The sequence below is a fragment of the Comamonas sp. lk genome (assembly GCF_900564145.1).
Classification (GTDB): domain Bacteria; phylum Pseudomonadota; class Gammaproteobacteria; order Burkholderiales; family Burkholderiaceae_C; genus Comamonas.
Map to the genome: position 1 here is coordinate 291,512 of NZ_UOOB01000001.1, position 22,962 is coordinate 314,473.

The 22,962-nt window shown below is 61.9% G+C and carries 24 protein-coding genes; 19 read left to right on the forward strand and 5 right to left on the reverse strand.

The features are described from left to right. Positions 1–131 precede the first annotated feature (131 nt). On the forward strand, positions 132–1,991 hold the full coding sequence (locus tag EAO39_RS01305; RefSeq protein WP_120965511.1) for a phosphoenolpyruvate carboxykinase (GTP): 1,860 nt from the start codon (positions 132–134) through the stop codon (positions 1,989–1,991). A 186-nt stretch (positions 1,992–2,177) separates the two neighbouring features. On the opposite strand, the gene EAO39_RS01310 is transcribed toward EAO39_RS01305, so the two are convergent. Next, on the reverse strand, positions 2,178–2,597 hold the full coding sequence (locus tag EAO39_RS01310; protein WP_120965513.1) for a hypothetical protein: 420 nt from the start codon (positions 2,595–2,597) through the stop codon (positions 2,178–2,180). A 133-nt stretch (positions 2,598–2,730) separates the two neighbouring features. Here EAO39_RS01310 and EAO39_RS01315 point away from each other — a divergent pair, with 133 nt between their 5' ends. Genes EAO39_RS01315 through EAO39_RS01325 form a run of 3 tightly spaced genes read left to right on the forward strand, consistent with a single transcriptional unit; the run spans position 2,731 to position 5,059 of the window. Then, positions 2,731–3,714, forward strand: coding sequence for a LysR family transcriptional regulator (locus tag EAO39_RS01315; protein WP_120965515.1), 984 nt, complete (start codon positions 2,731–2,733; stop codon positions 3,712–3,714). 14 nt (positions 3,715–3,728) lie between these two features. Beyond that, positions 3,729–4,577 (forward strand): metallophosphoesterase, encoded by an 849-nt coding sequence (locus EAO39_RS01320; protein ID WP_120965517.1) that lies wholly within the window; start codon positions 3,729–3,731, stop codon positions 4,575–4,577. A 59-nt stretch (positions 4,578–4,636) separates the two neighbouring features. Further along, positions 4,637–5,059 carry a universal stress protein gene (locus EAO39_RS01325; RefSeq protein WP_120965519.1) on the forward strand — a complete coding sequence of 141 codons (423 nt, stop codon included), beginning with the start codon at positions 4,637–4,639 and terminating at the stop codon, positions 5,057–5,059. Between the two features lie 161 nt (positions 5,060–5,220). Here EAO39_RS01325 and EAO39_RS01330 read toward each other — a convergent pair whose 3' ends face one another. Beyond that, positions 5,221–6,135: a LysR family transcriptional regulator ArgP gene (locus tag EAO39_RS01330; protein WP_120965521.1), complete on the reverse strand. Its 915-nt coding sequence runs from the start codon at positions 6,133–6,135 to the stop codon at positions 5,221–5,223. 84 nt (positions 6,136–6,219) lie between these two features. Here EAO39_RS01330 and EAO39_RS01335 point away from each other — a divergent pair, with 84 nt between their 5' ends. The 15 genes from EAO39_RS01335 (at position 6,220) to gorA (ending at position 20,902) form a co-directional block, all read left to right on the forward strand. Then, the gene (locus tag EAO39_RS01335) at positions 6,220–7,554 is read left to right on the forward strand and encodes a D-amino acid dehydrogenase (protein WP_205589330.1); all 1,335 of its coding nucleotides are present in this window, start codon (positions 6,220–6,222) and stop codon (positions 7,552–7,554) included. A 90-nt stretch (positions 7,555–7,644) separates the two neighbouring features. Then, on the forward strand, positions 7,645–8,322 hold the full coding sequence (locus EAO39_RS01340; RefSeq protein ID WP_120965523.1) for a fumarylacetoacetate hydrolase family protein: 678 nt from the start codon (positions 7,645–7,647) through the stop codon (positions 8,320–8,322). Continuing rightward, complete coding sequence (locus EAO39_RS01345; protein WP_120965526.1) at positions 8,319–9,083, forward strand: fumarylacetoacetate hydrolase family protein; 765 nt, start codon at positions 8,319–8,321, stop codon at positions 9,081–9,083. Before EAO39_RS01340 ends, EAO39_RS01345 begins: the two co-directional genes overlap by 4 nt. Before the next feature lie 25 nt (positions 9,084–9,108). Further along, a complete protein-coding gene (gene hpaE, locus EAO39_RS01350; protein WP_120965528.1) occupies positions 9,109–10,566 on the forward strand; it encodes a 5-carboxymethyl-2-hydroxymuconate semialdehyde dehydrogenase in 1,458 nt (485 codons plus the stop codon). A gap of 89 nt (positions 10,567–10,655) precedes the next feature. Then, a complete protein-coding gene (locus tag EAO39_RS01355) occupies positions 10,656–11,630 on the forward strand; it encodes a tripartite tricarboxylate transporter substrate binding protein (protein WP_120965530.1) in 975 nt (324 codons plus the stop codon). Between the two features lie 89 nt (positions 11,631–11,719). Beyond that, positions 11,720–12,646: a 3,4-dihydroxyphenylacetate 2,3-dioxygenase gene (hpaD, locus tag EAO39_RS01360; RefSeq protein WP_120965532.1), complete on the forward strand. Its 927-nt coding sequence runs from the start codon at positions 11,720–11,722 to the stop codon at positions 12,644–12,646. Positions 12,647–12,661: 15 nt separating this feature from the next. Next, a complete protein-coding gene (locus tag EAO39_RS01365; RefSeq protein ID WP_120965534.1) occupies positions 12,662–13,096 on the forward strand; it encodes a 5-carboxymethyl-2-hydroxymuconate Delta-isomerase in 435 nt (144 codons plus the stop codon). A gap of 2 nt (positions 13,097–13,098) precedes the next feature. Continuing rightward, positions 13,099–13,932 (forward strand): 2-oxo-hept-4-ene-1,7-dioate hydratase, encoded by an 834-nt coding sequence (gene hpaH / locus EAO39_RS01370; RefSeq protein ID WP_120965536.1) that lies wholly within the window; start codon positions 13,099–13,101, stop codon positions 13,930–13,932. Positions 13,933–13,973: 41 nt separating this feature from the next. Then, positions 13,974–15,428 carry an NAD-dependent succinate-semialdehyde dehydrogenase gene (locus EAO39_RS01375; protein ID WP_120965538.1) on the forward strand — a complete coding sequence of 485 codons (1,455 nt, stop codon included), beginning with the start codon at positions 13,974–13,976 and terminating at the stop codon, positions 15,426–15,428. Positions 15,429–15,435: 7 nt separating this feature from the next. After that, complete coding sequence (locus EAO39_RS01380) at positions 15,436–16,254, forward strand: aldolase/citrate lyase family protein (RefSeq protein WP_120965540.1); 819 nt, start codon at positions 15,436–15,438, stop codon at positions 16,252–16,254. 110 nt (positions 16,255–16,364) lie between these two features. Further along, positions 16,365–16,856 (forward strand): homoprotocatechuate degradation operon regulator HpaR, encoded by a 492-nt coding sequence (hpaR, locus tag EAO39_RS01385; RefSeq protein WP_120965542.1) that lies wholly within the window; start codon positions 16,365–16,367, stop codon positions 16,854–16,856. Positions 16,857–16,891: 35 nt separating this feature from the next. Next, on the forward strand, positions 16,892–17,527 hold the full coding sequence (locus tag EAO39_RS01390) for a 3'-5' exonuclease (RefSeq protein ID WP_120965544.1): 636 nt from the start codon (positions 16,892–16,894) through the stop codon (positions 17,525–17,527). A gap of 278 nt (positions 17,528–17,805) precedes the next feature. Next, positions 17,806–18,330, forward strand: a complete 525-nt coding sequence (locus tag EAO39_RS01395) for a flavin reductase family protein (protein WP_120970559.1) — start codon at positions 17,806–17,808, stop codon at positions 18,328–18,330. 203 nt (positions 18,331–18,533) lie between these two features. Next, complete coding sequence (locus EAO39_RS01400; protein ID WP_120965546.1) at positions 18,534–19,445, forward strand: TauD/TfdA family dioxygenase; 912 nt, start codon at positions 18,534–18,536, stop codon at positions 19,443–19,445. Positions 19,446–19,534: 89 nt separating this feature from the next. Further along, positions 19,535–20,902 carry a glutathione-disulfide reductase gene (gene gorA / locus EAO39_RS01405; protein WP_120965548.1) on the forward strand — a complete coding sequence of 456 codons (1,368 nt, stop codon included), beginning with the start codon at positions 19,535–19,537 and terminating at the stop codon, positions 20,900–20,902. Between the two features lie 76 nt (positions 20,903–20,978). Here the strand turns inward: gorA and minE are convergent, their stop codons facing one another. From minE to minC, 3 genes are all read right to left on the reverse strand, one after another. After that, positions 20,979–21,251, reverse strand: a complete 273-nt coding sequence (gene minE / locus EAO39_RS01410; protein ID WP_120965550.1) for a cell division topological specificity factor MinE — start codon at positions 21,249–21,251, stop codon at positions 20,979–20,981. 5 nt (positions 21,252–21,256) lie between these two features. Continuing rightward, positions 21,257–22,069, reverse strand: coding sequence for a septum site-determining protein MinD (minD, locus tag EAO39_RS01415; protein WP_120965552.1), 813 nt, complete (start codon positions 22,067–22,069; stop codon positions 21,257–21,259). Between the two features lie 61 nt (positions 22,070–22,130). Beyond that, positions 22,131–22,871, reverse strand: a complete 741-nt coding sequence (gene minC, locus EAO39_RS01420; RefSeq protein ID WP_120965554.1) for a septum site-determining protein MinC — start codon at positions 22,869–22,871, stop codon at positions 22,131–22,133. Positions 22,872–22,962: the final 91 nt, after the last annotated feature.

A 22,962-nucleotide genomic window follows, 5' to 3' on the forward strand; every position in this document is an offset into this window, starting at 1 on the left:
AGTGACAGTCCGGTTTTAGGCTAGCGGTCATGCGTTGTGCTCCTTTTCTCAAGCCTTTTTTCAAAGACGCAGCCGCCCCGGTGGTTCTCTGTTTCTTTGAAAAACTGGTTTTTAATTAAAGGAACTTCCCCATGAACGCACCCGTGATGCAAGGCCTGACGCTGCAGGCCCCCGACTACGTCAAAAACCCCAAGCTCATTGCTTGGGTGGCTGAGATGGCTGCGCTGTGCAAGCCCGCCAAGATTCACTGGTGCGATGGTTCGCAAGCCGAATACGACGCGCTGTGCCAGGAACTGGTGGACGCCGGTACCTTCAAGCCTCTGGCCAAGCGCCCAGGCTCTTTCCTGGCCTGGACCGATCCTTCGGACGTGGCCCGCGTGGAAGACCGTACCTATATCTGCTCCGCCAAGAAGGAAGACGCCGGCCCCACCAACAACTGGATGGAACCTGCGGAAATGCGTGCCACGCTGAACCCGCTGTTCGACGGCTGCATGGCAGGCCGCACCATGTTTGTGGTGCCTTTCTCCATGGGTCCTCTGGGTTCGCCCATTGCCCACGTGGGCATCGAGCTGTCCGACAGCCCCTATGTGGCGGTCAACATGAAGATCATGACCCGCATGGGCAAGGCCGTGTATGACGTGATCGGCACCGACGGCGAATTCGTGCCCTGCGTGCACACCATCGGCGCACCTCTGGCCGCTGGCGAGAAGGACGAAACCACCTGGCCTTGCAGCAAGACCAAGTACATCGTTCACTACCCCGAGACCCGCGAAATCTGGTCTTACGGCTCCGGCTACGGCGGCAACGCTCTGCTGGGCAAGAAGTGCTTTGCGCTGCGCATTGCATCGACCATGGGCCGCGACCAGGGCTGGCTGGCCGAGCACATGCTCATCCTGGGCGTCACAAACCCCGAAGGCAAGAAGTACCACGTGGCTGCCGCCTTCCCCTCGGCTTGCGGCAAGACCAACTTCTCCATGCTGGTGCCGCCCAAGGCCTTCGACGGCTGGAAGGTCACCACCATTGGCGACGATATCGCCTGGATCAAACCCCAGGCTGACGGCTCGCTGCGTGCCATCAATCCTGAAGCCGGCTACTTTGGCGTGGCTCCCGGCACCAATATGCTGACCAACCCGAACTGCATGTTGAGCCTGGACAAGAACGTGATCTTCACCAACGTGGCGCTGACCGACGACGGCGACGTGTGGTGGGAAGGCATGGAAAAAGACCAGGGCAAGCTGCCGGATCACCTGATCGACTGGCAAGGCAAGGACTGGACACCCCAGATCGCCAAGGAAACCGGTGCCAAGGCCGCTCACCCCAACGCCCGCTTCACCGTGGCCGCCACCAACAACCCCGCGCTGGACGAAGCCTGGGACGACCAGAAGGGCGTGAAGATCGACGCCATCATCTTCGGCGGCCGTCGCTCCACCACCGTGCCTCTGGTGACCGAAGCCCGCAACTGGACCGAAGGCGTCTACATGGCTGCCACCATGGGCTCCGAAACCACGGCCGCCGCCTTTGGCGCGCAAGGCGTGGTGCGTCGCGACCCCTTCGCCATGCTGCCGTTTGCCGGCTACAACATGAGCGACTACTTCCAGCACTGGCTGGACATGGGCGCCAAGATCGAAGCCCAGGGCGCAGCCCTGCCCAAGATCTTCACCACCAACTGGTTCCGCAAGAATGCCGAAGGCAAGTTTGTCTGGCCCGGCTACGGCGAAAACATGCGCGTGCTCAAGTGGATGATCGACCGTCTGGAAGGCCAGGCTCAAGGCGAAGAAACCGCTTTCGGCGTGGCTCCCCAGTACGCTGAAATCAACTGGAACGGCCTGGACTTCAACGCCGAGCAGTTCGCCAGCGTGAGCAATATCGACAAGGCTGCCTGGGCCGAAGAAATGAAGCTGCACGGCGAGCATTTCGACAAGCTGGCCTACAACCTGCCCAAGGCCTTGCTGGATACCAAGGCCCAGCTGGAAGAGCGTCTGGCCGCCTGATTCAGTCGTCGCTGAATGCAAAAGCCCCGCAGGTGTGCAAGCCTGCGGGGCTTTTTATTGGGATGCAGCGAATCTGATAGCTTATGACGCAGATTGGATATGCGGTTGAGCCCGATTTCTTGTCAAACCAGACGTTAAAAAGCCGCTGGCCTTATGGGCAGCGGCTTTTGTAGCGCGTGAGGCAGATCAGTTGCGCTGGCGATCCATGGCGCGGGCCAGATCGGCCATCAGGCGGGCGTCTTGCAGCGCGGCGTTCCAGACACGTTCATCGGAAACGGCTTGCTGGCGGCTGTCCACCCAGGCGCGGTAGCCGGTGCGCACCATGCGCAGGCTGCGGCGGGCAGGGGAGGAGAACAGGGCTGCGCCGGCAAAGGCCATGGACCACAGCACCATCCAGGCGGCCAGCATGTGGCCATCGGTCCAGGATTCGGTGATCTCGTGCACTGCGGCAGCCAAAGCCACCATCACGATGGCCAGCAGCAGCCAGTGCGACTGGGAAGACTTCTGAGGCTGGGCAGCAGCGACCAGACGCTCTTCTTCGGTTTGATAGATTCGCACCACACCTGGGTGCTCGACAGAGTAGGAGTTGTATATAAAGTTGCTCATGGCAGAAAGCCCTGTGGTCCAACGCTTGTGGCGAAATGCCGGGGGACTGATATGAACTATAGGGTTTACCCCACATGCATTCAAATTTATATTTTGAATCTGTAGCATTCACAGTAGTGATGAATTGCTTGTTATGACCCCACTGAACTTTCGCTCACTCGATCTCAACCTCCTGCGCGTGTTTGACGAAGTCATGTCCGAGCGCAGTTTGACCAAGGCCGCGCACAAGCTGTCCATCACCCAGCCGGCGGTGAGCAATGCCATGCGGCGCTTGCGCGAGGTGCTGGGCGACGAGTTGCTGGTGCGCCAGGGCCAGGGGGTGGAGCCCACGCCGCGCGCCCAGGCCTTGTGGCCGGTGATACGCGAAGCGCTGCAGCATCTGGAAGGGGCGCTGTCGCCCGATGATTTCAATCCCGAGACCGCCCACACCACGTTTGTGCTGGCCATGGCCGATGCCACGGCCGCCACGTTGATCCCGCCGCTGTACCCGATTCTGGAAAAAGAAGCCCCCGGCGTAGGCATACGCCTGCTGCCGCTGGTCACGCGCGATCCGCGTGCTCTGCTCGATGCCGGCGAGGCCGACATGGCCGTGGGCTACTTTCCCGCCGTGCTGGCCGATCTGACGGCCCGGGCTCAGGCGGGTGCCCTGGTGGCCTTCGACAACCGGCGGCTGTACGAGGGTGAATACCTGTGCGTGATGCGCAAAGGCCATGCGCTGGAGCATGTGCAACTCACACTGGATAATTACTGCGCGGCCCGCCATATGCTGGTGAGCTTTTCGGGCCGCTCGTTCGGCTTTATCGACGAGGCCCTGGCCTCACTGGGCCGCTCGCGCGAGGTGGTGCTCACCGTCAATCAGTTCTTCACCGCCGGGCGGGTGATCATGCATTCGGACCTGCTCACCATCTTGCCGCGCCACTTTGTGCCGGTGACGGGCATGGAGGAGCAACTGGTGCTGCGCGAGCTGCCTTTTGACGTGACGCCCGTGCATGTGGATGCGCTGTGGCGCCGTCGCGGCCCCCACCCTCAGGCCTATGACTGGCTGCTCAGGACGCTGGCACGCGCGGCGGCAGTCACTTTTTCCAACGACCATGCACCGGTGCCGCCGCACGCTTGAATACACTGACAGCCATGAAGATCCAGCTGTTGTCCGACCTGCACCTTGAAGTCCATCCCCAATTCGAAGCCCAGCCGGCTGCTGGCGCCGATGTGCTGGTGCTGGCGGGCGATATCGGCTCCTACCAAAGCTCTACCCAGGTGAATGGAGAGAATTTCGGGCTGGAGCGCTTTTCGCCGCTGCCGCAATACGCGGGCTGGCCCGCCCCCGTGCTGTTTGTGCCCGGCAACCATGAATACGATTCCCAGGACTTTGACGAGGCGCGCCTGCGTCTGCGCCAAACCTGTGATCGCCTGGGTTTGATCTGGCTGGATCGTGAAACCGTGGTCATGGACGGTGTGCGCTTCATAGGCACTACGCTGTGGAGCGACTTTGACGCCATCGCCATGAACGAGGGCGTGAGCGACACCACCCGCCTGCACCGGCTGCGCGACAAGGCTTTTCGCGCCGCCAACTTCTATCTGCGGAAAACCGGCGGCAGCCGCCATGGGGAGCCGTTTCTGGCCGAACCCATGCGCGAGGAGTGTCTGGTCTGTCAGGACTGGTTGCGGGCCGCCTTGCAGCAGCCGTTCGACGGGCCGACGGTAGCCGTCACCCACTTCGCGCCCAGCCTCAAAAGTGCCGATCCGCGCTACGGCCTGGTGCCCGGCACGGCCGGCTTTTGCAATGTGATGGACGACTGTCTGCCTTATGCCGATCTGTGGCTGCACGGCCATCTGCATTGCCCTAGCGACTACGTGGTCAGTGGCCGGCATGATGACGGCCGGGCCTGGCGTTGCCGCGTGGTGGCCAATCCCCTGGGCTATGCGCGCAAAGGCGAGCAGATCGGATTTTTGCCGACAGCAACAATTGACTTGAGTTAAGTCAAGACTGTCATACTGCCAAAAGCTTAGGCTTGAATCATCAACATGGAGGACCCGGTATGAAGATCTTGCTCGCAGTCGACGGTAGCAACTACACGCAGAAAATGCTGGCCTATCTGAGCTCGCATCAGGAGATGCTCAGCGCCAGTCGTGAATACACCGTGATCACCGTTCAGCCCCTGCTGCCCCCGCGTGCACGTGCGGCCTTGGGCAAGGAGGTGGTGGAGCAGTACTACGACGAAGAAGGCCAGAAGATTCTGGAGCCCGTGCTCGCGACTTTGCAGACACATGGCGTGAGCGCGAAAAGCGTGAGCAAGGTCGGTCCGATTGCGGAGACCATCGTCAAGTACGCGCAAGAAGGTCAGTACGACCTGATCGTCATGGGCACCCACGGCCACAGCGCGCTGGGCCGTCTGGTCATGGGTTCGGTCAGCTCGCAAGTGCTGGCGGGCTGCACCATTCCTGTGCTGCTGATCCGCTGATGGTCTGACGATCTTCAGATTTCATAGCTGCTGGCGCTGATTTTCAAAACATTTCAAGCATATAGCGTTATGAAATCAAGCAAGAGCAGACGGCAATAGCTACAAAAACCAAAGCACCTCTGTTGAGATCTGAAAAGCCGCGCCGCTAGGCACGGCTTTTTTCATGGCTGAACCAGCAGCGTGCGTGCGCTGTCCAGCAGCGCGTCACTGACATGGGAGAGCACGCGCGACTCCAGATTCCAGCAGTGCCAGAACAGCGCAATCGCCAGCGCATGGCCGGGTGCCACTTCCACCAGAGCGCCGCTGTCGAGATCGGGCTGCACCAGCAGTTGCGGCAGCACGGCCACGCCCCAGCCGGCGCGCACGGCGCGTACCTGGGCTTCGCAGCTGGGCAGCAGAATCTGATGGCGCAGCGAGACGTTTTTCAGGCCCAGGCTGCGCGCCACGAATTCGGCCTGCATATCGTCCTTGCGGTTGAAGGAGAGAAACGGCAGCGTGTTGAAGTTCTTGCGCGTCAGCCCCTGCGGCAGCTTGTCCTGCGCAAACGCTGTGGCCGCCACGGCCACATAGCGCATGGCGCCCAGCGGCCGCACCGTGCAGCCGCGCAAGGCCTGCTTGAGGGTGGTCACACAGCCCATGACCTGGCCGGAGCGCAACAACTCCTGGGTGAAGTCCTGGTCATCCACCAGCACCTCCAGAGGCAACCCGTCCTTGACCAGGGCGTCCAGCGCCGTCATGGCCCAAGTGGCAATGCTGTCGGCGTTGATGGCAATCGAGATGGTCTCGCCCGCCAGGCTTTGCCCGGTCTGGGGTGCCAGCTCCTGCAGCTCGCGTGCCACATCGGCCCGCAGCAGGCGCAGCTGCTTGGCATGCTTGAGCAGCAGCCGCCCGGCACTGGTGGCCTTGGCGGGGCGGGTGCGCTGCACCAGCACCGAGCCTACTTGCATCTCCAGCGCACGCAGGCGCTGCGACACGGCCGATTGCGTGATGTGCAGCTTTTGCGCAGCGCGCTCAAAGCCGCCTTCTTCCACGATGGCGGCCAGGCATTCGAGTGCCGCCGGGTCCCAGGAGGTCATGGCAATCCCATAAATGAAACTGATGAATCTGCTGAAAATTTAATAGTGCTTTTGATTGACGACAAGAGTGCAGACACTGGCCGCATGAACATCATCGTCTTGGGCGCCGGCATCATCGGCATCAGCACCGCCTGGCATCTGCGCGAGCGCGGACACGAAGTCACCGTGGTGGACCGCCAAAGCGGCCCGGCGCTGGAGACCAGCTTTGCCAATGCGGGGCAAATCTCCGTCAGCTACTGCGAGCCCTGGGCCAACCGCCAGGCGCCGTGGAAGGCGCTCAAATGGATGTTCGACAAACAAGCGCCGCTGCTGTTCCGGCCCCAGCTGGACATGGCCCAGTGGCGCTGGTGTCTGCAGTTTCTGGCCCAGTGCAATGACAGCGCGTTTGCGCGCAATGTGCAGCAGATCGTAGCCCTGGGTGCCTACAGCCATGTGGCGCTCAAGGACGTGGTGCACAAGACCGGCATTGAATTCAACCGCCTGGAACGTGGCATTGCCCACTTCTACAGCAGCCAGCAGGCTTTTGACGAGGCCGCCGAAGCGGTGGAGCTGATGCGCCGCCACGGCGTGCAGCGCCGCCTGGTCAGCCGCGACGAGTTGCTGAAAATCGAGCCGGCCTTCAGCGCTTATGGCGAGCAGATTGCAGGCGGTACCTTCACCGATAGCGACGAGAGCGGCGACGCGCGCGCGTTCACCGAAAAGCTGGCTCAGCTGTGCGCTGCGCGCGGCGTGAATTTTCTCTACGACACCCAGATCGAGCAGTTGCAAGCCGCGCAGCCGGGCAAGCCGGCCAGCGTGCGCATTCGGGCTCATCACACTGCGGCCAACCGTCTGTTGACGGCGGATGCCATCGTCGTGGCCTGCGGCAGCTACACGCCGCAATTGCTCAAGCCGCTGGGCGTCAAGGCTCCCATTTATCCTGGCAAAGGCTATAGCGCCACGCTGAACATTCTGCAGCCCGAAAAAGCGCCCTGGGTCTCCACCATAGACGACAGCCGCAAGATCGCCATGAGCCGCCTGGGCAACCAGCTGCGCGTGGCAGGCACGATAGCCATCGGCGGCTACGACCTCGGGCTGGACAGCGCCACGGCGCGCGCGCGCTGCCATATGCTGGTGCAGCGCATCGAGGAAATCCTGCCCGGCGTATGCGATACCCGTTTACCCGAGCAAGGTGGCGACCCGCAGTTCTGGTGCGGTCTGCGGCCCGCCACTCCGACGAACATTCCCTGCATTGGTGCTACGGCGGCCCAGGGTATCTGGATCAATGCCGGCCACGGTACGCTGGGCTGGACGCATGGCGCGGGCTCGGGCAAGGCCCTGGCGGCGCTGATCAGCGGCGAGCGGCCCGCATTGGACTTCGGCTTCTGGGGCCAAGCCAGCAGGCCGCAGCGTCAGCAGCAGGCGGTGCTGACGGCCTGAGGGCTTCAATTCACGGGAAAACCCCGATCTGCATGCGTTGACGCGTGGTTTATTCGAGAGAATAATTACCACGTTAACTAAATATCAACCATGCAGACTCAGCCCATTCTTCTGAACGACGGATTGCCGCTGGCCACCGTGTACGGTGTGCTGCTCAATGACCGCGCCACCGTGGAGCGCTTGTCGCCCGAGTTCGACAGCGCGCCCTACAAAGCTGCGCCCCAGGCGCCCGTGCTCTATATCAAGCCGCGCAATACTTTCGCGGTCGATGGCGCTGCCGTGGCCGTGCCCGCTGATCCCGGTGTCGTGCGCATCGATGCCACGATAGGCTTGGTGATCGGCAAAGCCGCAACGCGCGTTTCTGCCGATCAGGCGCTTGGTCATGTGGCCGGTTTTGTGCTGGTCAGCGATGTGACGCTGCCCCACGAAAACTACTACCGTCCCGCCATACGCCAGCGCGACCGTGATGGTTTCTGTCCTGTCAGCCGCATGTTTCATGACGAGGCTGGTTTTGATCTCGATGCAGCCACGCTCAGCATTGCCATCAACGGCGAGCGCGCTTACGAGCGCAGCTTTGCCACACTGGTGCGCCCGGCCGCGCAGCTAATTGCCGATGTGACGGAATTCATGACGTTAGCCGTGGGTGACGTGCTGCTGCTGGGTCCGGGTGAAGGCTCGCCGGAGGCGCGCCCTGGCGATGTCGTGTACATCAAAGTGCCCGGTCTGGGCGAGTTGACGCATACGGTGATTCAAGAGGTGCAGGCATGAAGCACGGACGCATTGTTTTTGAGGGCCGGGTGCTCCAGGTCACCGAGTCTTCTGACGGTCAAGTGCTGCTGCCCGACGGCCGCTCCGTGGCTGAAACCGAGCTGCAATGGCTGCCGCCCATGGAGTTCGGCACTATTTTTGCGCTGGGTCTGAACTACGCCGATCACGCCAAGGAAATTTCGTTCAACAAGGCGCCAGAAGAGCCGTTGGTTTTTCTCAAAGGCCCGAATGCCCTGAACGGCCACCGTGGCCGCACGCGCAGGCCGGCGGATGTGAGCTATATGCACTTCGAGTGCGAGCTGGGCGTGGTGATTGGCAAGACTTGCCGCCATGTCAAAAAAGAAGACGCTTACAGCGTGGTGGCCGGTTACGTGACCGCCAATGACTACGCCATACGCGACTATCTGGAGAACTTTTACCGCCCCAATCTGCGCGTAAAAAACCGCGATGGAGCGACGCCCGTAGGCCCGTGGTTTGTGGATGCTGCCGACATTGCCGACCCCATGAATCTGCGCCTCAGAAGCTGGGTCAATGGCGAGCTGAAACAGGATGGAAACACCGCCGACATGGTGCACAGCATTCCCGCGCTGATTGCCCATTTGTCCAGCTTCATGATGCTCAATCCCGGCGATCTGATTCTGACCGGCACCCCCGATGGTGTGGCCGATTCCAGAGTCGGTGACGAGATCGTGACCGAGATCGAGGGCGTGGGCCGGTTGGTGAATTTCATAGGTGGCGACGAGCTGCTGGCCCAGGCTTAACTAGCAAGAATTCAGGAGACAACCCATGCGCATCGATCATCTGATCAACGGCAAATCCGTGGCGGGCAAAGACTATTTCGAAACCGTGAACCCCGCCACACAAGAGGTGTTGGCCGAGGTGGCTTCGGGCGGCGAAGCAGAAGTCAATGCTGCGGTGGCTGCGGCCAAGGAGGCCTTCCCCAAATGGGCCAATACGCCGGCCACAGAGCGCGCCAAGCTGGTGCGCAAGCTGGGCGATCTGATTGCCCAGCATGTGCCCGAAATCGCCCGTACCGAGACCGATGATTGCGGCCAGGTGATTGCGCAAACCGGCAAGCAATTGATTCCGCGCGCCGCCGACAACTTCTACTACTTTGCCGAGATGTGCACGCGGGTGGACGGCCACACCTATCCCACACCTACACACCTGAACTACACGCTGTTCCACCCCGTGGGCGTGTGCGCGCTGATCTCGCCGTGGAACGTGCCTTTCATGACCGCGACCTGGAAAGTCGCACCCTGTCTGGCTTTCGGCAATACCGCCGTGCTCAAGATGAGCGAGCTGTCGCCCATGACGGCAGCCCGTCTCGGTGAGCTGGCGCTGGAGGCCGGCATTCCGCCGGGCGTGCTGAACCTGGTGCACGGCTATGGCAAGGATGCCGGCGAGCCGCTGGTGGCGCATCGTGATGTGCGCGCCGTGTCATTCACCGGCTCCACGGCCACGGGCAATCGCATCGTGCAATCTGCGGGCCTCAAGAAGTTCAGCATGGAGCTGGGTGGCAAAAGCCCGTTCGTGATTTTTGAAGATGCCGACTTCGAACGCGCGCTGGATGCGGCCGTGTTCATGATCTTTTCCAACAACGGCGAACGCTGCACGGCGGGCAGCCGCATCCTGGTGCAAAAAGGCATTTACGCGAAGTTCGTCGAGCGCTTTGTGGAGCGTGCCAAACGCATCACCGTGGGCGATCCTCTGGATGAGAAAACCATCGTCGGACCCATGATCAGTCAGGGTCATCTGGCCAAGGTACGCCACTACATAGAACTCGGTCAGAAGGAGGGCGCCAACATGCTGTGTGGCGGCCTGGAGGCTCCCGTGGTGGCCGACCGCGTGAAGAAGGGCAACTATGTGCTGCCCACGGTGTTTGCCGATGTGGACAACCGCATGCGGATTGCGCAGGAAGAAATCTTCGGCCCCGTGGCCTGCATCATCCCTTTCAGCGACGAGGCCGAGGCCATCCGTCTGGCCAACGACATCCAGTACGGTCTGTCCAGCTATGTGTGGACCGAGAACATCGGCAAGGCCCACCGCGTGGCTGCGGCAGTGGAAGCCGGCATGTGCTTTGTGAACAGCCAGAACGTGCGCGATCTGCGTCAGCCTTTTGGCGGCACCAAGGCATCGGGCACGGGTCGCGAAGGCGGCAGCTGGAGCTATGAAGTGTTCTGCGAACCCAAGAACATTGCCGTGTCCATGGGCAGCCATCACATCCCACATTGGGGCGTGTAAGCGTGATGCATGGCGCATTGCTTTTGATAGCGGTTCGCGCTTATTCATCAAGCGGTTGAGGCATAAAAATCCAAAACTAGGAGACAAGAATGCAACGTCGTGATTTTCTGCACGCAGGCACTGCGGCCGCGCTGGCATCGGCTGCCGGCCTGTCGCTGGCCCAGACCGGTGCTTGGCCGGGCAAGCCGGTGCGCATCGTCGTCCCCTTCACGCCCGGTGGCACCACGGACATGGTGGCGCGCCTGGTCGGCACCGAGCTGAGCAAGCAGCTGGGTCAGTCCGTGATCGTGGAAAACAAGCCCGGCGCCGGCACGGTGATCGGCGTGGACTATGTGGCCAAGCAGCCCGCCGACGGCTATACCCTGGTGTGCGTGGCCAACAGCTTTACCGCCAACAAGACGCTGGTCAAAAGCCTGCCTTATGACACGGTGCGGGATCTGAAACCGGTGGCGCTGATGGGCCTGTCGGAACATGTGCTGGCCACCCATCCTTCGAGCGGCATCAAGACCCTGGCGGACCTGAAGCAAGCCGCGCTGGCCAAGCCCGATGCGCTGACCTATGCCTCGTTCGGCAACGGCACCTCGGCCCACTTGTCGGGGGCTTTGCTATGCCAGATGCTGGGCGTGGACATGGTGCATGTGCCTTACAAGGGTCAGGGGCCGGCGCTCACGGATTTGCTGGGCGGGCAGGTCATGGTGATGTTCGGCAACTGGTCTGAATTCCGGGGGCACATCGAAAGCGGCAAGCTCACGGCCATAGGCATGGCAACGGCCAAGCGTTCGCGCTTTGCGCCCCAGGTGCCCACGCTGGCAGAGCAGGGTGTGGCGCTGGAATCCAACTCCTGGCAGGGGCTGCTGGCACCGGCTGCCACGCCGGAGGCGGTTGTTCAGCGCCTGAATGCCGAGGTGAACAAGGCGCTGGCCAGCCCCAATGTGGTGGAAGTTTTTGCCAAGAGCGGCGTGGTGGCGCAGCCGGGAAGCGCGGCGCAGTTCAGTGGTTTTGTGAACAGCGAAATCGGCAAATATGCCGAAATCATTCGCCGCGCCAACATCACCATGGGTTGACGCAGCTTGCGTGAGGCGCTGGCATTGAAATTCAATGCCAGCCTTCACGCAATAAGCGCTGACAGCTATTGTTTTGATAAGGAGACATCATGGGGACGCTTGCATTGGCCGCCAAGATCACGCATGTGCCGTCGATCTACCTCAGTGAGATTGACGGTCCGCGCAAAGGCACGCGCCAGGATGCGATTGACGGTCTGAAGGAAATCGGCCGCCGCTGCCGCGCGCTGGGGGTGGACACGCTGGTGGTGTTCGATACGCACTGGCTGGTCAACGCCGGCTATCACGTGCTTTGCGGCCCGCACTTTCAGGGCTCCTACACCAGCAACGAGTTGCCGCATTTCATCAGCCATATGCCGTTCGAGTTTCCCGGCAACCCGGAACTGGGCAAGCTGCTGGCAGCCGAGGCGAATGCCCTGGGCGTGGAAACACTGGCCCACGATGCCACCACGCTGGAGCCTGAATACGGCACGCTGGTGCCCATGCGTTACATGAATGCGGATCAGCAGTTCAAGGTGGTGTCGGTCTCTGCCATGTGCATGGCCCATTACCTCAACGACAGCGCGCGTCTGGGCTGGGCGATTCGCCGTGCCATCGAAGAAAAATACGATGGCACGGTGGCCATTCTGGCCAGCGGCTCCATGTCGCACCGCTTTGCGCAAAACGGCCTGGCACCCGAGTTTGCCTTCAAGATCTGGAGCCCTTTTCTGGAGCAGCTGGACAGAGAGGTGGTGCGCATGTGGCAGGCGGGCGAATGGCAGGCTTTTTGCGGCATGTTGCCCGAGTACGCAGCCAAGGGCCATGGCGAAGGTTTCATGCACGACACGGCCATGCTGATGGGCGCTCTGGGTTGGTCGGAGTACGACGCTGCGGCCGAGATCATCACCCCGTATTTCGGTGCCTCCGGCACGGGTCAGCTCAATGCCGTTTTCCCCATCACGCCGCAAAGCGGCGATGCCATTCCTGCGGCCCAGGCCAGCCATGCCAGCATGGCAGCCGCCATGGGCAGCAGACTGTGACAAGGATTTGATTTCATGCCCCATGTCGTCATTCTCTATACCTCCAATCTGGACGCGCACACCGATATGGGCGCTCTGTGCCGCAAGCTGGCCGACACCATGCAGACCGTGCGTTCTGAAGACGGAAGTCAAGTCTTTCCCTCCGGCGGCATACGTGTGTTTGCCTACCCGGCGCCGCACTCGGCCGTGGCCGATGGCGGAGCGGCGGGCCAGGCCGCCGGCGGTGATGGCGACTATGGCTTTGTCTACCTCAATCTGCGCATGGGCAGAGGGCGTTCCGAGCCTGTGAAAAAAAGCGCCGGAGATGCACTTCTGGATTGCGCAAAAGCGCATCTGAAGCCCTTGTTTGAGCAGCGTCATCTGGGTCTGACCGTGCAGGTGGATGAATCACCAGGCCAGGTCTACGACGGCAAGCACAGCACGCTGCATCCCTTGTTTGCAAAGCTTTGAATATGTTTAGCGCTGAACTGATTTCACAACTGGCCCAGGAGCTCGATGCAAGCGAGAAATCGCGCGTGCAGATCGAGCATTTTTCCAAACGTTTTCCCGGCATGAGCATAGAGGACGGCTACCGCGTCTCGCGCGAATGGGTGGGTATGCAGCTGGCTGCCGGACGCAAGGTGATAGGTCACAAGATCGGCCTGACCTCGCGGGCCATGCAGATCTCCAGCCAGATCGACGAACCCGATTTCGGTACGCTGCTCGACTCCATGCTCTATACGGCGACGCCGGGTCAGGTGCTGGAGATTCCGCTGCACAACTTCATCGCCCCGCGCGTGGAGGTGGAGCTGGCCTTTGTGCTCAAAGCGCCGCTGCTGGGCCCGGGCTTGTCCGGTGGCAAAGAAATCACGCTGCAGGATGTTTTGGCCGCCACCGAGTACGTGACGCCGGCCATAGAGATCATTGACTCGCGCATTGAGCAGCTGGACCGCCACACCCAGAAGATGCGCAAGGTGTTCGACACCATCAGCGACAACGCCGCCAACGCCGGCATTGTGCTGGGCGCCAAGCGCGTAGCTCCGGCTACGGTGGATCTGCCCTGGTGCGGAGCCATCCTACGCCAGAACGGCGTGGTGGAAGAGACGGGGCTGGCCGCTGGAGTGCAGGGGCATCCGGCGATCGGCGTGGCCTGGCTGGCCAATAAATTGGCCCCCTGGGGCGAGTCGCTGCAAGCCGGACAGATCGTGCTGGCAGGCTCGTTCACCCGCCCGGTTGCCGCACGCCAGGGCGATGCATTCGAGGCCGACTATGGCGCACTGGGCAAGCTGCAGTTTTGCTTTGTCTGACTTAGAAATTAGCTGCGGCCAGCGGTCGTGAGGAGAGAGAAATGTTGTTGAAATTGCGTGATCCCAGCCTGCTCAAAAACCTGTGCCTGATCGACGGTCAGTGGCAGACCGCCGATGCGGGCGCCACTCTGGATGTGCACAACCCCGCCACGGGCGAGTTGCTGGCCCAGGTGCCCAAAATGGGCGAGGCTGAAACCCGGCGCGCCATTGATGCGGCGCAGCAGGCCTTTGTGCTGTGGAAGGCGAAAACCGCCGACCAGCGTGCGGCCGTCTTGCAGCAGTGGTTTGCGTTGCTGATGCAACACCAGGAAGACCTGGCCCAGATCATGACGGCCGAGCAGGGTAAGCCGCTGGCCGAATCGCGTGGCGAGATCGCCTACGCAGCGTCCTATGTGCAATGGTTTGCCGAAGAGGCGCGCCGTGTTTACGGCTCCACCGTGCCTTCGCCCTGGGGTAATAAAAAGATTGTGGTGACCAAGGAACCGGTAGGCGTGTGTGCTGCGATAACGCCCTGGAATTTCCCGGCCGCCATGATCACGCGCAAGGTGGCACCGGCCCTGGCCGCCGGCTGCACCATCATCGTCAAGCCTGCGCAGCAAACACCGCTGTCGGCGCTGGCCCTGGCCGAGCTGGCCCAGCGCGCCGGCGTGCCTGCCGGGGTTTTCAGCGTGATTACCGGCTCGGCGCGGGCCATTGGCGGCGTGCTGACGGCCAGCCCGGCGGTGCGCAAGCTCACGTTTACCGGCTCTACCGAAGTCGGGCGTGTGCTGGCCGCGCAATGCGCGCCCACGCTCAAGAAAATGTCGCTGGAGCTGGGCGGCAATGCACCGTTCATCGTGTTCGACGATGCCGATCTGGACGCTGCCGTGGAAGGCGCCATGGCCTCCAAATACCGCAATACCGGCCAGACTTGCGTGTGTGCCAACCGCCTGCTGGTGCAGGACGGCGTGTACGAGGCCTTCATGCAAAAACTCAAGACGGCGGTGCAGGCACTGAAGGTGGGCAATGGTGCCGAAGACGGCATCACCCAAGGCCCGCTGATCGACGATGCGGCGGTGGAAAAAGTCGAAGAACTGGTGGGCGAGGCGCTGGCCAAAGGCGCGCAAGTCATCACCGGCGGCAAGCGCAGCGCGCTGGGCCGCAGCTTCTATGAACCCACCATTTTGGGCAATGTCCAGAGCGGCATGCGCATCGCCAAAGAGGAGGTGTTTGGCCCCGTGGCACCGGTGTTTCGCTTCAAGAGCGAGCAAGAGGCGATTCGCATGGCCAATGACACGGAGTTCGGCCTGGCAGCTTACTTCTATGCCCGCGATGTGGGCCGCGTGTGGCGCGTGAGCGAGGCGCTGGAATACGGCATGGTGGGCATCAACAGCGGCATCATCAGCACGGCCGTGGCGCCGTTTGGTGGCGTCAAGCAATCGGGCCTGGGGCGCGAAGGCGGGGCCGCAGGCATTGAAGAGTACGTAAGCACCAAGTATCTGTGCATGGGGTATTGAAATGACAATGCAAACACCGATCAACGTCTTCAAGCGCGCGATTGCACAAGGCCAGCCGCAGATCGGCCTTTGGCTGGGTCTGGGCAGCCCGTACACGGCGGAAATCTGTGCCGGTGCGGGTTTTGACTGGCTGCTGATCGACGGCGAACACGGCCCCAATGACACGCTGACCTTGCTGAGCCAGTTGCAGGCAGTTGCCACTCATCCGGCCAGCCATCCGATTGCGCGCATTCCCATGGGCCATGGCGAAATCGGCGAGATGTTGATCAAGCAGTATCTGGATCTGGGCGTGCAGACGCTGCTGGTGCCCATGGTCGATAACGGCGAGCAGGCCGCGCGCATTGTGCGGGCTTCGCGCTATCCGCAAGACGATGGCAAGGGCGGCATACGCGGCATGGCCGGCGCACGCGCATCGGCCTGGGGCCGCCGTGCCGACTACTACCACGAGGCCAATGCGCAGGTGTGCATGCTGCTGCAGGTGGAGTCGGTGCAGGGGCTGAAGAATCTGGATGCGATTGCCGCCACCGAGGGCGTGGATGGCGTGTTCATCGGCCCTGCCGATCTGTCGGCCGCCATGGGCCATGTGGGCGATCCCGGCCATCCCGAGGTACAGGCCGCTATTGCCGATGCGATTGCGCGCATACGCCGGGTAGGCAAGGCCGCCGGCATTCTGACGCCTAACGAGGCGCTGGCGCGCAACTATCTGGCGCTGGGCTGCAGCTTTGTGGCCGTGGGCCTGGATACCGGCCTGCTGGTGCGCGCCACCAGCGCCCTGGCGGCCCAGTTCAAGGATGTGAAGCCCGTGGCGGCCAGCAGCACCTATTGAGCTTCGGATGGTGCACCTGGGTCGCTTTGCGCCGGAACGCAATAGTGACCTTGAGTTGCGGAGTACGTCAAACTACTTACATACAATCGGGTGAGTTTTCTATCCCTGTCATGACTCAGCACAACACCATCCACGCCGTTGAACCCATGCGCTCTTTTGCGCGCTCCCTGCCCATGGCCTTGCTCAAGGCCCGTGAGTCGGTCATGGTGCGCTTTCGCCCCTCGCTGCGCGCCCATGGACTGACCGAGCAGCAATGGCGCGTGATCCGGGCCATGTCGGCGTCCGATCGCCGGCTGCGCCCCATGGATCTGTCGCAGATGACCTTCATCAGCATGCCCAGCCTCTCGCGCCTGCTCAAGACGCTGGAAGGCCGCCAGCTGATCAAGCGCGGCCGCCATGTGGGCGATCTGCGCGGCTCGGAGTTTGGTTTGACGCCTGCGGGCCATGCCATGGTGGCCGAGATTGCCCCGCACTCCGAAGAGATCTACGCCGAGATCGAGCGTCTGGTCGGTAGCGAGGAAGTGGCGCAGCTTTATCAGCTGCTGGAGCTGGTGGTGCAGCGCCTGGGCGTGCCTAGCGAGGAAGACTTGGGCGCGGACTGAGGGAATCGGGCTAAGCGCCACGGCACAATGCCGCCATGAGTTCTGCGATTGCCGTCATCGACTTTGAAACCACGGGCATGAGCCCGGCCCAAGGGGCGCGGGCCACGGAAGTGGCCATCGTGCTGCTGGAGCAGGGCCGCGTGGTGGATCGCTTTCAAAGCCTGATGCAGACCGAGGCCTGGATATCGCCCTTCATCACCGATCTGACCGGCATCACCAACGCCATGGTGCGCAGTGCGCCGCCTGCGGCCCAGGTCATGCGCGAGGCTGCGCGGTTTGTGGGCAGCGCGCCCATGGTGGCGCACAACGCCTCGTTTGACAGCAAGTTCTGGCAGGCCGAGCTGGCGCTGGCCGGGGTGGCCGCCGCCCAGCCTTTTGCCTGCACGGTTTTGCTCTCGCGCCGCATCTACCCCGAGGCACCCAGCCACAGCCTGGGCAATCTGGCTCGTCATCTGCACCTGCCGTCAACCGGGCGTGCCCACCGAGCCCTGGCCGATGCCGAAATGGCCGCAGCCCTGCTGGCCCGCATGCAAGAGGATTTGAGCCAGCGCTATGCCTTGCCACGGCCGGAGCACGAGCTGCTGATGCAGCTGCAGCGCTGCACCCGCGCCAAGATGGGCGGCTGGCTGCAGCAATATGCGGCGGCGCTGGCCCAGACCCGCTTGGGCTAACGTTGGTGTGGTGCTCACTTTATGAGAGCTTATTGCGCTTTTATAAATTGATTTTCAGATGAATTTTCTTCTGAAATCAAGTGTTAGTAAGCGGTATCAGCTATCAAATCCACTAGCTTTGAGAGTTGGCTGCGCGCATGCGCTGCCGCGTAAGCCCTTTTCATCAGCGCCATGCCGGCATCGCACCGATAATCGAGGTGTTTGACGGAGCTCAAGCTCCGTTGTCTTTTTGGATTCGCCGCGCCTTTGCCGGGTTGCGGTTCTTGCATCAGGCTCTTGTGAATTCCGCTCTGACCACTTCTGGCCTGCGTTCGGCCCCTGCTTTCTCGCAGCGCGAGTTTCGCGATGCGCTAGGCCAGTTTGCCACCGGCGTGACCATCATCACGGCGCGTGGGCCCGAGGGCCAACCGGTGGGCACCACCGTCAGCTCGTTCAACGCGCTCTCGCTCCACCCCTCGCTGGTGCTGTGGAGCCTGGGCCTGGGGGCCAAGTCCCTGCCCATCTTCCAGAACTGCTCGCACTACGCCATCCATGTGCTGGCCGCATCGCAAAAGCCGCTGGCCGAGCTGTTTGCGCTCAAGGGCGCGGATCGTTTCAGCCACACGGCACACCATGACTCCGTGCATGGCGTGCCCTTGCTGGACGAGTGCACCGCGGTCTTTGAATGCCGCAACCGCAACCACCATGAAGAGGGCGATCACCTCATCTTCATCGGCGAGGTCGAGCACTGCGAGCACCACCGCGAGCGAGCGCCGCTGCTCTACCACGCAGGGCATATGCATACCGGCGGCCTGATGGGCTGAGAACTTTCAAAGGCTTCGCAAGAAGCCTTTTTGCTATGCCAAGCCTTGTCATGACTGGGAACTGCACCTAGTCACATTGAACGATACGGTCCGCCCGGCAGCGTCATAGATTGTCCGAAATCAGAAACAAGTTCTGGTGGCTGCGGTTTGTCGGCATGAACCAAAGCCTTGTCTGAATCTCTGCAATGCTTTGGAGGCTAGCCATGATCGAATGTGAAGACAGCATCGTCCGTACCCAGGCCCAGGTGGCCACCACCGGCCAGAGCGGCATACGGCTCAAGCGCATCTCGCCAGCGATTGGCGTGGAGGTGTCTGGCATCGATCTGCGCCAGCCCCTGAGCGCTGCGCAGGCCGGCGAGCTGCGTCAGGCGTTGGTGGCGTACAAGGTATTGGTATTGCGCGCGCAGAACATCACCGCAGGCCAGCATGTGGCGTTTGCACGGTGTTTCGGCGAGCTGGAGCGGCACCCCGTCTTGCCCCCGCATCCCGATCATCCCGAGCTGGTCCTGCTGGGCGGCAACCACAAAATGCCAGGCACCGAGAACGTCTATCACACCGATGTTTCCTGGCGCGAAACCCCGTCGATGGCTTCTATTTTGCGCTGCGTGGAATGCCCGGAAGTGGGCGGCGATACGGTCTGGATCAATATGGAGCTGGCCTACGAAAAGCTGCCAGAGGCGCGCAAGCAGCAGATTGCTAAGCTGTTTGCCGTGCACGACATCCTGCCCTCCTTCGGCGCCCGTATGACACCCGAGGAACAGGCCCAGGCCCGTGCCAAATACCCGCCCGTGGTGCATCCCGTGGTGCGCACCCACCCGGAAAGCGGCAAGAAAATTCTGTATGTGAACGAGACTTTCGTCACCCACTTTGCCAACTTCACGGCGCACTTCGACAGCTTTCGCTCGGCCAACGAAATCCATGCCCAGCAGCAGGATCTGATGGCCTATCTGCTGCGCCAGCCGGCGATTCTGGAGTACCAGATGCGCCTGCGCTGGGAGCCCGACACCATCGTCATGTGGGATAACCGCGCCACCCAGCACTATGCGGTGCAGGACTATTTTCCCGCCGTGCGCCGCATGCATCGCGCCACCGTCATCGGGGACAAGCCGTTCTGAATCCGGCTAGTGGCCCGCGATAACCGCGGTGGCGGCCGGTTCTGTCGGTCTTGGTTAGAGTCGGTACTCCAACCAAGAGCGAGACAGATATGCAGCACAGCGATTTCGACTATGACTTTCTGGTGATTGGTGCGGGCTCCGGCGGCGTGCGCGCCAGCCGCGTGGCCGCCAGTCTGGGGGCGCGTGTGGCGGTGGTGGAGTCGGGCCGGCTGGGCGGTACCTGCGTCAACGTGGGTTGCATTCCCAAAAAGCTGCTCAGCCATGCCGCGCATTTCAGTCAGGTGGCCGAGGAGGCCAAGGGCTTCGGCTGGCAGCTTGCTGCGCCGCAGTTCGACTGGAGCACGCTGATTGCCAACAAGGACCGCGAAATCGAGCGGCTCAACAGCGTCTACGACAAGATGCTGCAGGGCTCGGGCATCACTATCATTCGCGGCCGTGCGGCGCTGTCGGGCCCCCATAGCGTGGTGGTGGACGGACGACAGACTCTGACCGCCCGCCATATCCTGATCGCCACGGGCGGCCAGCCCAGCCTGCCCGATATTGCGGGCGTGGAGCACGCCATCAGCTCCGATCAGGCCTTTTACCTGCCGCAACTGCCCCAGCGCGTGGTGATGGTGGGCGGCGGCTATATCGCCGTGGAGTTCGCTTCCATTTTTAATGGACTGGGCGCAAAGACCACCTTGCTGCACCGCAACCAGCAACTGTTGCGCCACTTTGATACCGACCTGGGCCGGGTGCTGGCCGAAGAGATGCAGAGCCAGGGCGTGGGGTTTCAGTGGAACGACGCCATCGTCGCCATAGACAAGCAAGCCGACGGCCTGCACCTGCAGCTGAAAAGCGGCCAGAGCCTGGTGGCGGACTGCGTGATGTTTGCCACCGGCCGCAACCCCAACACTGGGGGTCTGGGCTTGGCCGAAGTGGGCGTGCAATGCAATGACAAAGGCGCCATTGAGGTCGACGAACACTTCACCACCCAGGTGCCCTCCATTCATGCCGTGGGCGATGTGATCGACCGCATGGCGCTGACGCCCGTGGCGCTGGCCGAGGGCACGGTGCTTGCCCATAGGCTGTTTGGCCAGGGCGGCAAAAGCGCGCCCGATTACGCCCTGGTGCCCACGGCGGTGTTCTCTCACCCCCATGTGGGAACCGTGGGCCTGTCGGAGGCTCAGGCCCGCGAGCGCGTGGGGGCGGTACAGATTTTCCAGTCCACGTTTCGCCCGCTGAGCAACCGCATGGGGGCCGAGCCGGAGCATGTGTTTCTCAAGCTGGTGGTGGGATCGGCCGATCAGCGCGTGCTGGGCCTGCACATGGTGGGCGAGGGCGCTGGAGAGCTGATACAGGGCTTTGCCGTGGCCTTGCAGTGCGGCGTGACCAAGCAGCAGCTGGACGCCACGCTGGGCGTGCATCCCACGGTGGCCGAAGAGTTCGTGACCATGCGCGAAGCGCTGAAGTCCTGAGTCTGAAATGGAAATGGGCCTTTGAGGCCCATTTCCTTATTCATCAGGCGCCAAGCGCTACCGATTGCGTAGCGATTTACGAAACGCGCGGCGCGTCCGGCAGCTCGATCTTGACTTCCAGCACTTCCAGGTTTTCCTGGCGCTCCAGCTGGACCTTGATGTCGCTGGGATTGATATCCACGTATTTGGAAATCACGGCCATCAGCTCTTTTTGCAGGGCCGGCAGGTAGTCGGGCTTGCCGGAATTCTCACCACCCACGCGCTCACGCGCCAGGATGATCTGCAGGCGCTCCTTGGCCACCGACGCTGACTTCTTCTTCTCTCCGAGCAGAAACGACAACATGGACATAGGGCTTACCTCCCGCCAAAGATACGCTTGAAGAAGCCGGGCTTGATGGCTTCGGTAAAGCGCATGGGCTTGTCTTCGCCCAGGAAACGGGACACCACATCCTGATAGGCCTCGGCCACGTCAGAACCTTGCATGTGCACGGCAGGAATGCCCTGGTTGGAGGCCTGGAGCACGGTTTCCGACTCGGGCACCACACCGATCAGCTCGATGCGCAGAATGTCCTGAATGTCTTCCAGCGACAACATCTGCCCATCCTGCACGCGGTTGGGGTTGTAGCGGGTGATGAGCAAATGCTCCTTGAGCGGCTCGCCGGCAATGGCCTTGGCGGTCTTGGAGCTGAGCATGCCCAAAATACGGTCCGAGTCGCGCACGGACGAGACTTCGGGGTTGGTCACCACCAGCGCCTCATCGGCGTAATGCATGGCGAACAGGGCACCGCTTTCAATGCCAGCGGGTGAGTCGCAGATGATGTAGTCGAAGTCCATGCCGGACAGATCGTCCAGCACCTTCTTCACGCCTTCTTGCGTGAGAGCGTCCTTGTCGCGGGTTTGCGATGCAGCCAGCACGAACAGGTTGTCGCACTGCTTGTCCTTGATCAGGGCCTGGTTGAGGTTGGCCTCACCCTGGATGACGTTGATCAGGTCATAGACCACGCGGCGTTCGCAGCCCATGATCAGATCCAGATTGCGCAAACCCACATCGAAATCAATCACTGCGGTCTTGTGGCCACGCAATGCGAGGCCTGAAGCGAAGCTGGCGCTGGTGGTTGTCTTGCCGACCCCACCTTTGCCAGAGGTCACGACGACGATTTTGGCCATGTTTGCACGATTCCTTAAAGACAGATGAATGCGAGTTGATGGGGCACCCGGTGTGTCTTGTTCACACCGGTTCGATGATGATTTTTTCACCCTCCAGATGTACCTTGGCAGCTTTGCCGGCAAGCTCTGGGGGTAAGTCGGTTTCAATTGTGCGGTAGATACCTGCGATGGACAGCAATTGCGCCTCCATGCAAGTGCTAAAAATTCTGGCCTGGGTATTGCCGCTGGCTCCAGCCACGGCCCGGCCGCGCAGCGGCGCGTAGACATGGACGTTGCCGTCGGCAATCACCTCTGCACCATAGCTGACCATGGCCAGCACCACAATGTCGGTTCCCTTGGCATAGACGCGCTGACCCGAGCGCAGCGGCTTGTCCACGATCACGGCATCGGCCAGCGGCGCCGGCACTTCCACGGGCACTTCGACCTCGCGGATGATTTCGCGGATCTCAGGCTCCACCCGGCGGGCGGGAACGATGTCGGGCGCCGCCGTCAGGCCCAGGGCATGGGCGTCGGCCATCTGCTTTTCATTGCCGCCGCGCACAGCCACGGGCACGGTGCGGTGGGCGCGCAAGGCAGCCACCAGGGCGGAAAAGTCGATTTCCTCGGCGGCATCGGCCACATGGGACAGATCGATCAGCACCGGGTCGTTGTCGAAGAAATCCGGATCGTCGACCAGCCGTTTGGCCAGATCGTCGATCAGCGCGTGCACATTGGTCTCGCGCAGCACCATGGACAGCACGGGCAATTGCGCACTCTTGAGGTCAAAGCTGGGGCGCAATGCGCCGTTGAGTTCAACTGCCATGGATGAAGAGGGCGCCACAGGGACGCGCTATGAGGACGCCAAAGTGTACCTGTGTCCCGCGCGCGAGGCGGTAGCCAGGGTGCTTTGAGTA